General features: G+C 59.4%; 12 protein-coding genes. 7 read left to right on the forward strand and 5 right to left on the reverse strand.

Translation table 11 applies throughout. The features are described from left to right. Positions 1-576: 576 nt before the first annotated feature. Both ACQZ6D_RS00005 and ACQZ6D_RS00010 read left to right on the forward strand, forming a co-directional pair. Positions 577-2,241 (forward strand): electron transfer flavoprotein-ubiquinone oxidoreductase, encoded by a 1,665-nt coding sequence (locus tag ACQZ6D_RS00005; RefSeq protein WP_003512172.1) that lies wholly within the window; start codon positions 577-579, stop codon positions 2,239-2,241. Between the two features lie 300 nt (positions 2,242-2,541). After that, the gene (locus ACQZ6D_RS00010; protein ID WP_003512182.1) at positions 2,542-3,282 is read left to right on the forward strand and encodes a pentapeptide repeat-containing protein; all 741 of its coding nucleotides are present in this window, start codon (positions 2,542-2,544) and stop codon (positions 3,280-3,282) included. 55 nt (positions 3,283-3,337) lie between these two features. Here the strand turns inward: ACQZ6D_RS00010 and ACQZ6D_RS00015 are convergent, their stop codons facing one another. Further along, positions 3,338-4,354, reverse strand: coding sequence for a zinc-binding alcohol dehydrogenase family protein (locus tag ACQZ6D_RS00015; RefSeq protein ID WP_013635768.1), 1,017 nt, complete (start codon positions 4,352-4,354; stop codon positions 3,338-3,340). 103 nt (positions 4,355-4,457) lie between these two features. Here ACQZ6D_RS00015 and ACQZ6D_RS00020 point away from each other — a divergent pair, with 103 nt between their 5' ends. Next, entirely contained in the window at positions 4,458-4,847 is a 390-nt protein-coding gene (locus ACQZ6D_RS00020) for a winged helix-turn-helix transcriptional regulator (protein ID WP_013635769.1), read from the forward strand. 120 nt (positions 4,848-4,967) lie between these two features. Then, a complete protein-coding gene (locus ACQZ6D_RS00025; RefSeq protein WP_003512187.1) occupies positions 4,968-5,804 on the forward strand; it encodes an undecaprenyl-diphosphate phosphatase in 837 nt (278 codons plus the stop codon). Positions 5,805-5,872: 68 nt separating this feature from the next. On the opposite strand, the gene mgtE is transcribed toward ACQZ6D_RS00025, so the two are convergent. Together mgtE and ACQZ6D_RS00035 are read right to left on the reverse strand one after the other, a co-directional pair. Then, entirely contained in the window at positions 5,873-7,246 is a 1,374-nt protein-coding gene (mgtE, locus tag ACQZ6D_RS00030) for a magnesium transporter (RefSeq protein WP_448729564.1), read from the reverse strand. Between the two features lie 286 nt (positions 7,247-7,532). Continuing rightward, on the reverse strand, positions 7,533-8,777 hold the full coding sequence (locus ACQZ6D_RS00035) for an MFS transporter (RefSeq protein WP_013635774.1): 1,245 nt from the start codon (positions 8,775-8,777) through the stop codon (positions 7,533-7,535). 235 nt (positions 8,778-9,012) lie between these two features. Here ACQZ6D_RS00035 and ACQZ6D_RS00040 point away from each other — a divergent pair, with 235 nt between their 5' ends. From ACQZ6D_RS00040 to ACQZ6D_RS00050, 3 genes are all read left to right on the forward strand, one after another. Then, positions 9,013-9,921: a diacylglycerol/lipid kinase family protein gene (locus ACQZ6D_RS00040; protein WP_448729565.1), complete on the forward strand. Its 909-nt coding sequence runs from the start codon at positions 9,013-9,015 to the stop codon at positions 9,919-9,921. 211 nt (positions 9,922-10,132) lie between these two features. Continuing rightward, complete coding sequence (locus ACQZ6D_RS00045; protein WP_013635776.1) at positions 10,133-11,509, forward strand: aspartate aminotransferase family protein; 1,377 nt, start codon at positions 10,133-10,135, stop codon at positions 11,507-11,509. Positions 11,510-11,568: 59 nt separating this feature from the next. After that, complete coding sequence (locus ACQZ6D_RS00050) at positions 11,569-12,039, forward strand: OsmC family protein (protein WP_038490422.1); 471 nt, start codon at positions 11,569-11,571, stop codon at positions 12,037-12,039. Positions 12,040-12,043: 4 nt separating this feature from the next. Here the strand turns inward: ACQZ6D_RS00050 and vapC are convergent, their stop codons facing one another. Next, positions 12,044-12,433 carry a type II toxin-antitoxin system VapC family toxin gene (gene vapC, locus ACQZ6D_RS00055; RefSeq protein WP_013635778.1) on the reverse strand — a complete coding sequence of 130 codons (390 nt, stop codon included), beginning with the start codon at positions 12,431-12,433 and terminating at the stop codon, positions 12,044-12,046. Then, positions 12,430-12,660 (reverse strand): type II toxin-antitoxin system VapB family antitoxin, encoded by a 231-nt coding sequence (locus ACQZ6D_RS00060; protein WP_013635779.1) that lies wholly within the window; start codon positions 12,658-12,660, stop codon positions 12,430-12,432. The genes vapC and ACQZ6D_RS00060 overlap by 4 nt, the downstream gene beginning before the upstream one ends. Positions 12,661-12,664 lie beyond the last annotated feature (4 nt).

Below are 12,664 nucleotides of genomic sequence, written 5' to 3' on the forward strand. Positions count from 1 at the left end.
CGCCGATGCATATCTGTTCGCTCTCACAAGCTGGGGACAAGCGTCATGGCTGAAGTCATACTATGGTGCAGATATCCATTTCGACGATCTTCTCAACCTTAGAGGCTGGTATGAACGCGTAAAAGAACGGGATGCGGTGAAGCAGTCTATACTTGAAGAAGGTTTATCGCTGAGCTGAGTTCATCATTCTTTCCAGCACGCTATATGTCCGCAATTGGCGCAAAACTGAAGCGTCGCCATTGATGAAGCTAGCTGAATGGGCGTTTCAGTTGCGGCGATAAACGCAAGAGCGGCGCAAGTGCTGACTACCCTTGACGCCCACCCAAGCAACTCCTATTCTCAATCTTACGTGCACGTAAAAGTAATAAAATACTCATCAGGTTGTCTGACAATTGAGTGGCGTGCGACATGTTTTGCCGCTATGGAAGCTCGACAAAGCCGTCGTGCTTTGCGAAGACAGGCTAGGGCGAATGTGTTGTCGCAGACTGGCTTTTCGGCCAGTGCAGGCAACACGGTGCGAATGCCGGAAGCGGATATAACAACAGCCGGATGGGACCGGCGAGGTGAGAGGACAAGATGACGGAAGCGATGGAACTGCCGGAACGCGAAGCGATGGAATTCGACGTTGTGATCGTCGGTGCGGGTCCTGCGGGCCTTGCCGCCGCGATCCGTCTGAAGCAGGTCGAGCCGGAGCTTTCGGTCGTCGTTCTGGAAAAGGGTGCTGAAGTCGGCGCGCATATTCTCTCAGGTGCCGTGGTTGATCCCATCGGCATCGACCGGCTTCTGCCCGGCTGGCGTGAGGAAGAGGGGCATCCCTTCAAGACCGAGGTCAAGGACGACCAGTTCATGTTCTTAGGCCCGGCCGGCTCCATCCGTCTGCCGAACTTCATGATGCCGCCGCTCATGAACAATCACGGCAATTACATCGTCTCGCTTGGGCTGGTCTGTCGCTGGCTGGCGGAAAAGGCGGAAGCGCTCGGCGTCGAGATCTATCCGGGCTTTGCCGCCACCGAAGTGCTTTATAATGAAGAAGGCGCAGTGATCGGTGTCGCCACCGGCGATATGGGCATCGAGAAGAACGGTGAACCCGGGCCCGCCTTCACGCGCGGCATGGAGCTGCATGGCAAATATGTGCTGATCGGCGAGGGCGTGCGCGGTTCGCTCGCCAAGCAGCTGATTTCCAGGTTTGACCTTTCGAAAGATCGCGAACCGCAGAAATTTGGCATCGGCATCAAGGAACTCTGGCAGGTCAAGCCGGAACACCACAAACAGGGCCTCGTGCAGCACTCCTTCGGCTGGCCGCTCGGTTTCAAGACCGGCGGCGGCTCGTTCCTCTATCATCTGGAGGACAATCTCGTTGCCGTCGGCTTCGTGGTGCATCTCAATTACAAGAACCCCTATCTTTATCCTTTCGAGGAATTCCAGCGCTTCAAGACGCATCCGGCCATCCGCGATACTTTCGAGGGCGGCAAGCGCATTTCCTATGGCGCGCGCGCGATTACCGAGGGCGGTTACCAGTCGGTGCCGAAGCTGACTTTCCCCGGCGGCGCGCTGATCGGCTGTTCGGCCGGTTTCGTCAATGTGCCGCGCATCAAGGGTAGCCACAATGCGGTGTTGTCGGGCATGCTGGCGGCGGAAAAAATCGCCGCGGCTATTTCCGCCGGTCGCGCCCATGATGAAGTGGCCGAGATCGAGGCGGAATGGCGCGACGGCGATATCGGCAAGGACCTGAAGCGTGTGCGCAACGTCAAGCCGCTGTGGTCGAAGTTCGGCACGCTTGTTGGCGTCGGCCTTGGCGGTCTCGACATGTGGACCAACCAGCTGTTCGGTTTCTCCGTTTTCGGCACGCTGAAACACGGCAAGACGGATGCGCAGAGCCTTGAGCCGGCCTCCAAACACAAGCCGATCGCCTATCCGAAACCGGACGGCGTTTTGACCTTCGACCGGCTGTCATCGGTGTTCCTGTCCTCCACCAACCATGAGGAAGACCAGCCGGTGCATCTTCAGGTGAAGGATATGGACTTGCAGAAGCGTTCCGAACACGACGTCTATGCCGGTCCCTCGACGCGTTATTGTCCTGCCGGCGTTTATGAGTGGGTGGAGAAGGACGGTGAGGAGGTCTACGTGATCAACGCGCAGAACTGCGTGCACTGTAAGACCTGCGATATCAAGGATCCGAACCAGAACATCAACTGGGTGCCGCCGCAGGGTGGCGAAGGGCCGGTTTACGCCAATATGTGATGGTGATGCCGGCCTGCCGGCAACCTTCGTCTTGCCCGGGCTTGCCCCGGGCATCTGCAACCGATTGATTTCACGATACGGTTGGATCCTCGCGACAAGCGAAAGGATGACGTCGCGTGCGCGAGGCATCGAAAGTCTCGTCCCCCCTAGTATTTGTGGATTGCCCTTCGATTTCTTACATATAGGATGTTGGGGTGTTGTAGCTTTGCGTGGTCCATGGATTGTGGGCCAGGAATGCGGTAACGCCTTGAATGTGCATATGTTGCGTTTGGGCCGTCGCCCGGCGGCAGGAGTGATGGAATGTCCGGCTTTCAGAGGCTGAATATCGTGCGGAATACAAGGATCGTCGCCGGTCTGGCGGCAGGTATGGTAGTTGCCGTTTCGCTCAGTGGCAGCCCGCTGATGGCCGCCAGCTGCCGCGCCGACGCCATGGCCGGCATCGACTGGCGCGAATGCAACAAGCGCCTCCTGATGCTGGGCGGCAGCAACCTCGATTCGGCGATGCTTTACGGCACGGATTTCACCTATACGGATTTGCGCGGCTCCTCGCTGAAGGGCGCCAATCTTGAAAAGGCGAAACTCATCCGGACGGCTCTTGGAGAGGCGAACCTGCAGGGCGCCAACCTGACGAAGGTGGAAGCCTACCGCAGTGACTTTTCCGCCGCCGACGCCACCAGCGCAAAATTCATCAATGCGGAAATGCAGCGGACCAATTTCAACAAGGCCAAACTGGACGGCGCGGATTTTACCAAGGCTGAACTCGGGCGTGCCGAGTTTGAAGATGCCAGCCTGTCCGGCTCGAAATTTTCGCTGACCAATCTGTCGCGTGCCAGCTTCCAGGGCGCAAAGCTCGGCGGCGCGGTGGATTTTGCCAACGCCTTCCTGCTGTTGACCCGCATAGAGGGGGTCGATCTTTCCGCCGCCACCGGCCTTGAGCAGAAACAGATCGACATAGCCTGTGGCGACGCCAAGACAAAACTGCCGAGCGGCCTGACGACGCCTGCCGCATGGCCATGCCCGGAAGATCCGGAAGACGATTGACCGGGAAGGGCGCGCTTTATCAGGCGCGCACCTCCCACTTCGTGTGACGTGAAGATCAAAAGCCCGAAAGCACGATCTTGCCCTTGGCCGTGTTGCTTTCAATCAAGGCGTGGGCCTTGATGAGGTTTGCGGCGTTGATGGTGCCGAAAACCTCGGTCAACGTCGTCTTGATCTTGCCGGCATCGACCAGTTCCGCAACGTGATTGAGCAGCTTGTGCTGTTCGATCATGTCAGGCGTCTGGAAAACCGCGCGGGCGAACATCATTTCCCAATGGATTGAAACGCATTTGCGCTTGAACGCCATGGCGTCGAAACCGCCGGCCGGATCGTCGATCAGCGCAAAACGGCCCTGCGGCGCAATGGTCGCCACGCTGTCTGCGGCGTGAATGTCGCTATGGGTGGTCGAGAATACGAAGCCCGGTGCACCAAGGCCAAGCGCTTCCACCTGCGGGGCAATCGGCTTGCTGTGATCGACGACATGATGCGCGCCGAGGTCTTTGGCCCATTGCATCGTTTCCGGCCGCGAAGCCGTGGCAATGACGGTAAGATCGGTCAGTGCGCGCAGAAGCTGGATGGCAATCGAGCCGACGCCGCCGGCGCCACCGATCACCAGAACGGCATTTGCCGCCCCCGGAACGGGCTCTGTCACCCGCAGCCGGTCGAACAGCGTCTCGTAGGCCGTGATCGCGGTCAGCGGCAGTGCCGCTGCTTCCTCGAAATTCAGCGACTTCGGTTTGGCGCCGACGATGCGCTCATCGACCAGATGGAATTCGCTGTTGGAGCCGGGGCGGTTGATGACACCAGCGTAAAACACCTCGTCGCCGGGCTTGAACAGCGATACCTTGTCGCCGACGGCTTTCACCACGCCCGCCGCATCAAAGCCCAGCACGCGGGCTGCACCGTTTTCCGGCGCCTGGTTGCGGCGAACCTTGGTGTCAACAGGATTGACCGAAACGGCCTTCACCTCCACCAGAATATCATGCCCCGTCGCTTCCGGCTGCGGCAGGTCGAGGTCGATAAGGGCATCCGTTGCGGTGATGGGCTGGCTCGTCTTGTAACCGATGGCGCGCATGAACAGTCTCCTTTGCTTGTTTGCGTGCCTCTTACTTGATACATATGAACATCGATCGCAAGAATGCACATTTTGTGATGATACATACAAAAAGGATACTGTGATGTCGCGACCGCGCGCCAAGCTTACCGGCAATTTTCCGGGCTGCCCGGTGGAGTCTGCCTTGAGTTTTCTCGACGGCAAATGGAAAGGCGTGATCCTCTATCACCTCATCAACGAGGGCACCCTGCGCTTCAACGAGTTGCGCCGCCACATCCCAAGCGTCACCCAGCGCATGCTCACCAAGCAGCTGCGGGAACTGGAAGAGGCGGGCCTGATTTCGCGCACCGTCTTCCCGGTGGTGCCGCCGCGCGTGGACTATGCGCTGACGCCACTTGGCGAAACCATGAAGCCGGTGATCTCGGCGCTGAAAAGCTGGGGCGACGCCCATGTTGTGTGCAAGAACGGCGCGAAATACACCCTTCATCCTGAGCCTGCGGAGAAAGCAGCCTGAAAAATAACGGGTAAAACCAAGCCCTCCCGCACTTCTTTTTCATGGTGCGATGCAACACGGATTTGCCCGGTTTGATGCATAATGCTGCGAATTCGATTCGCAGCAGGGACATCAAATCACATGAGCATCGGTTGGTTGGAGGCCGGATTTCTCGGCCTTTTGCAAGGACTTACGGAATTTCTTCCGGTTTCTTCAAGCGCGCATCTGAGGATAGCCGGGGAGTTTCTGCCCTCCGGTGCGGATCCGGGCGCCGCCTTCACGGCGATTACGCAGATCGGCACGGAAGCGGCGGTGCTGGTCTATTTCTGGTCCGATATCATGCGGATCGCCGCCGCCTGGCTCCGGCAGAACCTTCGCCTCGGACCCTATGACAAGTCCGATGCGCGGCTTGGCTGGCTGATCATCGTCGGCTCGGTGCCGATCGTGCTGCTCGGCCTGTTCTTCAAGGATGCCATCGAGCATTCGCTGCGCAATCTCTATATCACCGCCGTAATGCTGATTGTCTTCGGCATCATTCTCGGCGTCGCCGACAGGATCGGCAAGAAGCGCTACAAGCTGAACCAGCTGATCTGGCGTGATGGCATCCTGTTCGGTTTCGCACAGGCTATGGCGCTCATCCCCGGCGTCTCGCGCTCGGGCGGCACCATCAGCGCCGGCCTGCTCTTAGGCTACACGCGCGAGGCGGCCGCACGATATTCCTTCCTGCTCGCCGTTCCCGCCGTGTTCGGTTCCGGTTTCTACCAGCTTTTCAAAAGCATCGGCGAGGAGAACCCTGTAGGCTGGGGCCAGACGGGGCTTGCAACCCTGATCGCCTTCGTCGTCGGTTACGCCGTGATCGTTGTCTTCCTCAAGCTGGTCTCCACCAAGAGCTACATGCCCTTCGTCTGGTACCGGGTGGTCATCGGCGTCATTCTTTTGGGACTTCTCGGAACGGGCGTTATCAGCGCTGGCGGTTGAGGGGCATTTGCCCTGTTGAAAACGCTGCAAATGAAAAGGCCCGCTCTTTCGAGCGGGCCTTTTGTGTTTCAGAGCAGCGTGCCGCTGAGGATCACCAGCGCTACCGAGAAGTAGATGACGAGGCCGCTGACATCCACCAGCGTGGCGACGAACGGCGCAGATGCGCTGGCTGGATCCAGCCGCAGACGCTGCAGCAGGAATGGCAGCATGGAGCCGGCCAGCGAGCCGAAGGTGACGATGCCGACGAGTGCGGCAAAGACGGTAGCGCCCACCAGCAGCCAGTGGTCGCCATAATCATAAAAGCCTGCCTGCTGCCAGATGGTCAGACGCAGGAAGCCGATGGCGCCGAGAATGCAGCCGAGCGTCAGGCCCGTCGGGATTTCCCGCAGCAGCACCCGCCACCAGTCCGAAAGCTTCAGTTCGCCGAGCGCCAGCGCCCGGATGATGAGCGAGGTGGCCTGCGAACCGGAGTTGCCGCCTGATGACATGATAAGCGGAATGAACAGCGTCAGCACGACGGCTTTTTCCAGCTCGCCTTCAAAATGCTGCATGGCGCTTGCCGTCAGCATTTCACCCAGGAACAGGGCAGCCAGCCAGCCTGCGCGCTTGCGGATCATGTCCGGAAAACCCATTGCCATATAGGGCTTGCCGAGTGCTTCCATACCACCGAACTTGTGGGCGTCTTCCGTGGTGTCGGCGATCATGGTGTCGATCACGTCGTCGACCGTGACGATGCCGAGGATATGCGAATGATAGTCAACGACGGGAAGCGCCAGAAGGTCGTGCTTGCGGATGAGCCGGGCAACATCCTCCTGCGACATCAAGGGGCTGGCACAGACGATGCCTTCCTTCGATGCAACGGAGAGAATGGAGGCGCCGGCCTCGCCGGTCAGCAGGCGACGCAGCGTCACGACGGTGGACAGCGTTCCGTCCTGCGCCAGAACATAGATGGCATAGACCGTTTCACGCGACCGCTCGACGACGCGGATGTGCGAAAGGGTCTGTTCCACCGTCCAGCTATCCGGTACGCTGACGAATTCCGTGGTCATGATCGAGCCGGCGGTGCGCGGCGGATAACCCATCAGATGTTTGATGGAGAGCGCGGTTGTGCGATCCAGCCGGGAAAACAGCTTTGCGCGCGGCTCTTCGTCCATTTCCGCCATGACGTCGGCAACGCGGTCGTCTGACATCAGGTTGACGAAGCGGGCGGCCTGGTCAAGCGGAATGCCGGCAATGATGGCGGCTGCGTCATGCAGTTCCGGCCGGTCGAGAATGGCGACGGCCTTTGCCTGCGGCATGGCGAGCAGGGCAGCGACTGCCTCATGCGTATCGAGTGTGTTGAGGTGCTCGACGCGTTCTGCAATGGTGGTGGAACCGGCATTTCCGCTGCGGAGAAGACGTGCGGCCTTGCTGGCTCTCTGGGAGAGGGTGTGGAAGTTCATGATTGCTCACCTTTCCGTCGATTCGCCGATTACGACGAACGCGGTGGTGAGCCGACAGGTGCCGGATCAGTTCCCGTTCGCCGCTTTCGGCAAAGGCAATCGACTACTACTGTCGCTAGACATCAAATGATGCTCCGTTAAAATCCGCGCTGTGCCGGGTCACAGCCTGCGCGTAACGCCGTGTTGCGCCCGAAACCAAAAAGAGTCAAGCGAGCCGATCGTGAAATTTCCGTAAGGTTTATTGCAGGTGCCGGAACGGGTGTTCCGGCCGCTGAAAAACCGGCTTTCAACCGGCTTTTGCGCGCCGTTCGACGGTGACGGACACAAGGAAAACGCCAAGCCCGAGAAGCGAAAGAACAGCGCCCACATAACCGGTGGAGGCATATCCATAGCCCATGGCGATGACCATGCCGCCAAGCCATGCGCCGAGCGCGTTGGCGATGTTGAAGGCGGAGTGGTTGGAGGCAGCCGCAAGCGTCTGCGCATCCGCTGCCACATCCATCAGCCGCGTCTGCACGGCGGGGCAGGCGGCAAAACCGCAGCCGATCAGGAAGACGCAGAGACACATCATGAACGGGTCATGCGCCGTCATGCCGAACACGGCCATGACCACCACGTTAAAGGCGAGCATGCCGCCGATCGTGCCGTTGAGCGAGATATCGGCCAGCCGCGAGCCGACCACATTGCCGACATTCATGCCGATGCCGAAGAGGGCGAGCACCATGGAGACGGTGGAAACCGGCATCATCGCGACATCGGTGGTGGTCTTGGCGATATAGCTGAAGACCGAGAACATGCCGCCGAAACCGACCGATGCGATGGCGAGCGTCAGCCACACCTGCACGCGGCGGAAAGCCCCGAGTTCACGCCAAACGCTGGCACCTTCCTCTACCCTGTCGCGCGGCTGGAATAGCCACAACAGGGCGACGGTCAACAGCCCGATGCCGCCGACCAGCATGAAGGCCGCGCGCCAGGAGAGCATCTGTCCGAAGAAAGTGGCAAGCGGCGTTCCAAGCAGCGTGGCGATGGTGAGGCCGAGCATGACGCGGCCAACGGCGCGGGCACGTTTGTGGATTGGCGCCATGGAGGCGGCCACCAGCGCTGCAACGCCGAAATAGGCGCCGTGCGGCAGGCCGGTGATGAAGCGCAGCACGGTGAAGCTCAGGAAATCAGGTGCGACGGCGCTCAAGATATTGCCGAGTGCGAAAAGTCCCATGAGGCCGAGAAGCAGGGTGCGCCGCGTCATGCGCGCAGCCAGCACCGCGATGATGGGCGCGCCGATGACGACACCCAGTGCATAGGCCGTGATGACGTAACCTGCCTGGGGCACTGTGACGCCATAGGTCGTTGCGACGTCAGGCAGCAGGCCCATGATGGCGAATTCGCCGGTACCGATGCCGAAACCGCCGGCCGCAAGCGCCAGTTCGATAAGTGCGACGGCAAACGGCGTCAGTGCCACGGCAGGCCTTGCCGCAACAACGGTTTCACTCTCCGCCTCGAGGCGGGCTTCCGACAAATTCGAATGGCTCATTGCGACCTGAAAAGGGGGAGGACCCCACAGAAAAAAGGGCAAGACCGTATGGGAACGGCCTGCCCTGACTGGAGATGCGCGGTCATGAAAATGACCTTAAGTGATATCTAACATGAAATGATGCATTGCGGTAGAGCGATTCTCGGCAAAAGAGCATCTTCACGCGATGGTGTTTGGAACCCTATATAACCCCAAGCATTTACGCGCGGCTGCCTCACAGGATCAGGTTGGAAATATGAAGCTCATTGCAATTTTCAATCGTGACGGCGGCACCTTCCGCACCACGGATATGGATGCCTATTGCGACCACGCCCGCGAGGTCTTTTCCCGCGCCGGCCACACAATCGACTGCCGCGTGGTCTCCGGCAGTGAAGTCGTCGAGGAGATGGAACGCGCCGCCGATGAGCCTGATATCGAAGGCATCATTGCCGGCGGTGGTGATGGAACGATTTCGGCCGCTGCCGGTATCGCCTGGAAACACGGCATCGCGCTCGGTATCGTACCGGCCGGCACCATGAACCTGTTCGCCCGCTCGCTGAAGCTGCCGCTCGATATCCGCCAGGTCCTGGAGACACTGGCGAATGGCGAGATCGCCAATGTCGATATCGCCAGCGCCAACGGCCGTCTTTTCGTCCACCAGTTTTCCGCAGGCCTGCATTCGCGCATGGTGCGCTATCGCAACAATCTCGCCTTCGCCTCCCGCCTTGGCAAGATCAAGGCAAGCGTCCGCGCCGCCATCAGCGTCATTCTCAATCCGCCGGTCTTCGAGGTGGAATATACGGTCAATGGCAAGACGCAGCGCCGCAAGGTGTCAGCAATTTCCGTCTCCAACAATGAATTCGGGCAGAACTCGCTTCTGGTCGCGGATAATGTCTCGGGCGGCCATCTCGGCTTCTATCTCACCGATCCCCTGCGCCCCTCGGGCGTGGCAAGGCTCGCTTTCGACATCCTGCGCGGCAAGCTGAAGGAAAACGCTGCTGTAACGGCCACGACCGTCACGGGTGTGGAACTTCATTTCCCCAAAAAGCGCCATGACGTGCGCTGCGTCATCGATGGCGAATTGCTGCCTATGGAGCGCGACGTGGCACTTGAAGTCCATGCCGGCGAATTGAAGGTGCTGGTGGGGCGAGGGGTCTTGGCGTAGCGCACCACCTCCATAACGCTGCAATCGAACCTGCTTAAAGGTGGCGGCGCATTTCTTCTCCCCGGCGGGGGAGAAGAAACAAGCGGCAAGGCCGACTCATCGTCTCGATCCCCCAAAAAACGCCAGTCTTGCCAAATCGAAGCCGCCCGGCCATGTTCGGTCGGGTGCGGCTCCGGAAGGCGCCGTCGTCTTTGCGGGAGTGCGATCTGTCATGAATGAAGTCTCCAAGCCGGTGTCCAACCTTGCCGCCATCGATGCCGCCCATCACCTGCATCCCTTTTCCGATATGGGTAAGCTGAACGCGAGCGGCACCCGCATCATCGAGCGTGCAGAAGGCGTCTTCATCTATGACAGCACCGGCAAGAAGTATCTCGACGCCTTTGCCGGACTATGGTGCGTCAATATCGGTTACGGACGCCGCGAGATCGCCGATGTCGTGCAGCGCCAGATGAATGAACTGCCCTATTACAACGCCTTTTTCGGCACTACGACACCATCAGCCACACTTCTGGCTCAGAAGATCGCTTCCCGTGCCGGGCCGAAGATGAACCATGTGTTCTTCACCAATTCCGGTTCGGAAGCCACCGACACCTGGTTCCGCATGGCGCGGGTCTACTGGAAGGCGCTCGGCCATCCGACGAAGACCAAGGTGATCGCTCGCCGCAACGGCTATCACGGCTCTACGGTCGCCGGCGCTTCGCTCGGCGGCATGAAGTGGATGCACGAGCAGGGCAATCTGCCGATCGAGGGTATCGCCCATATCGGCCAACCCTATTGGTATGCGGAAGGCGGCGATCTCTCACCCGCGGAATTCGGCCTGAAGGTGGCCCGCGAACTGGAAGCGAAGATAGACGAGCTCGGTGAAGAGAATGTCGCGGCTTTCGTGGCGGAACCCATTCAAGGCGCCGGTGGGGTCATTGTGCCACCGGAAACCTACTGGCCGGAAATCGCCCGCATCTGCAAGGCGCGCAACATTCTGCTGGTGTCCGACGAGGTGATCTGCGGTTTCGGCCGCCTCGGTTCCTGGTTCGGCTACCAGCGTTTCGGCGTGGAGCCGGACCTCGCGCCTGTCGCCAAGGGCCTGTCATCCGGTTATCTGCCGATTGGCGGCGTCCTCGTTTCCGACCGCGTGGCGGATGTGATGTTGTCCGAGGTCGGTGATTTCAACCATGGCTTCACCTATTCCGGCCACCCCGTCTGCGCCGCGGCTGCTCTGGAAAATATTCGTATCATCGAGGATGAGGGGCTGGTGGAACGGGTGCGGGATGATATCGGCCCTTATTTTTCGCAAGGCTGGAAAAGCCTCACCGACCACGAGTTGGTGGGTGAGGCAGTGAATGTCGGCCTCATGGGTGGCCTGCAGCTTGCGGCCGACAAGGCGACCCGCAGGCGTTTTGCCAAGCCGGATGACATCGGCACCGCCGTGCGCAACCACTGCCTGGCAAACGGCCTCGTCATGCGTGCCACCGGCGACCGCATGCTGGCCTCACCGGCGCTGACGATCAGCCGCTCGGAGGTGGACCAGATCATCGAGACTCTGCGCAAGGGGCTCGATCACCTGCGCGATACACCGGAGCATTTCCAATAAAAGCGCGTAGTTGTTTTACGTCCGGGAAATGCGACAAAAAACTCTAAGGGAGAAATGAAATGGCAGGACAGGAACATCACTATGCCGTTCAGGTGAAGTGGACCGGCAATCGCGGCAAGGGTACCTCGGGCTACCGTGACTATGAACGCGACTACACGATTTCCACGTCCGGGAAAGCGGATATCGTCGGCTCTTCAGATCCCGCCTTTCGCGGCGATGCCTCCCGCTGGAACCCGGAAGACCTTCTGGTTGCCTCGCTCTCGGCCTGCCACAAGCTATGGTACCTGCATTTCTGCTCCGTCAACGGCATCATCGTTGAAGACTATGTCGATAATGCCGAAGGCACGCTGGTTATGGAAAAGGACGGCGCCGGGCAATTCAGCGAGGTGGTGCTGAAGCCGGTCATCACCATCTCGAAGGGTGATCTTGCGCGGGCTGATGAGTTGCACCACGATGCCCACGACAAATGCTTCATCGCCCGGTCGGTGAATTTTCCCGTGCGTGTGGAGGGGACAGTGAAGGTGGTTTGAAAGATCAGGCCAGTCGCAGACCGAGATGATCGGCCATAGGCTGAAAGTCTCGGTCGTTGTGCAGCAGTTCGTATCCGTTTTCGATGCAGTAAGTGCCGATGATGAGGTCGTTGTTTTTACGGATCGTATAACCGCGCCCCCGTAGGAAGCGGTAATTCGAGGCAGCCTTGATAGCGAGTTGGGGAGACATCATCGCGACGCAGGGAAATTCGCTTAACATTTGCTCCAGACGGCGAGCATGTTGGCCGTCGCGTGCACCCTGAAGAACCTCCAGGAGAACAATGTCTCCGACAAGGATGTTACTCTGCGTTATGGCGGTGCGAAGCTTTAAAGCGAGGGCGGGTGAATCTTTTCGAATGAGCGAAATCCATGCAGACGTATCTGCGACGATCATTTGGAATCCTCTATGTCCCAATCCGTTTCCGCATCCCAGTCCGTCCGCATCTCATCCAGATTGCCTTCCCAGCCCATGCCCTCTAATGCATCAAGCGCACGCATTTGACGGTGAATGCGCACGAGATCCCGCAATGCCTTTTCTACCGTCGCTTTTTTGGTGGAGAGACCGGTTATTTCCATCGCCTCGGCGATCAAGGCGTCATCAAGTTCAATGTTGGTGCGCATTGGG

The organism is Agrobacterium sp. 22-3639C2, assembly GCF_053522105.1.

Excerpts from the sequence above, each read along its gene's own strand:
- ACQZ6D_RS00005 (WP_003512172.1), top strand. The coding sequence starts at position 577 with ATGACGGAAGCGATGGAACTGCCGGAACGCGAAGCGATGGAATTCGAC.
- ACQZ6D_RS00010 (WP_003512182.1), top strand. The coding sequence starts at position 2,542 with ATGTCCGGCTTTCAGAGGCTGAATATCGTGCGGAATACAAGGATCGTC.
- ACQZ6D_RS00015 (WP_013635768.1), bottom strand. The coding sequence starts at position 4,354 with ATGCGCGCCATCGGTTACAAGACGAGCCAGCCCATCACCGCAACGGAT.
- ACQZ6D_RS00020 (WP_013635769.1), top strand. The coding sequence starts at position 4,458 with ATGTCGCGACCGCGCGCCAAGCTTACCGGCAATTTTCCGGGCTGCCCG.
- ACQZ6D_RS00025 (WP_003512187.1), top strand. The coding sequence starts at position 4,968 with ATGAGCATCGGTTGGTTGGAGGCCGGATTTCTCGGCCTTTTGCAAGGA.
- mgtE (WP_448729564.1), bottom strand. The coding sequence starts at position 7,246 with ATGAACTTCCACACCCTCTCCCAGAGAGCCAGCAAGGCCGCACGTCTT.
- ACQZ6D_RS00035 (WP_013635774.1), bottom strand. The coding sequence starts at position 8,777 with ATGAGCCATTCGAATTTGTCGGAAGCCCGCCTCGAGGCGGAGAGTGAA.
- ACQZ6D_RS00040 (WP_448729565.1), top strand. The coding sequence starts at position 9,013 with ATGAAGCTCATTGCAATTTTCAATCGTGACGGCGGCACCTTCCGCACC.
- ACQZ6D_RS00045 (WP_013635776.1), top strand. The coding sequence starts at position 10,133 with ATGAATGAAGTCTCCAAGCCGGTGTCCAACCTTGCCGCCATCGATGCC.
- ACQZ6D_RS00050 (WP_038490422.1), top strand. The coding sequence starts at position 11,569 with ATGGCAGGACAGGAACATCACTATGCCGTTCAGGTGAAGTGGACCGGC.
- vapC (WP_013635778.1), bottom strand. The coding sequence starts at position 12,433 with ATGATCGTCGCAGATACGTCTGCATGGATTTCGCTCATTCGAAAAGAT.
- ACQZ6D_RS00060 (WP_013635779.1), bottom strand. The coding sequence starts at position 12,660 with ATGCGCACCAACATTGAACTTGATGACGCCTTGATCGCCGAGGCGATG.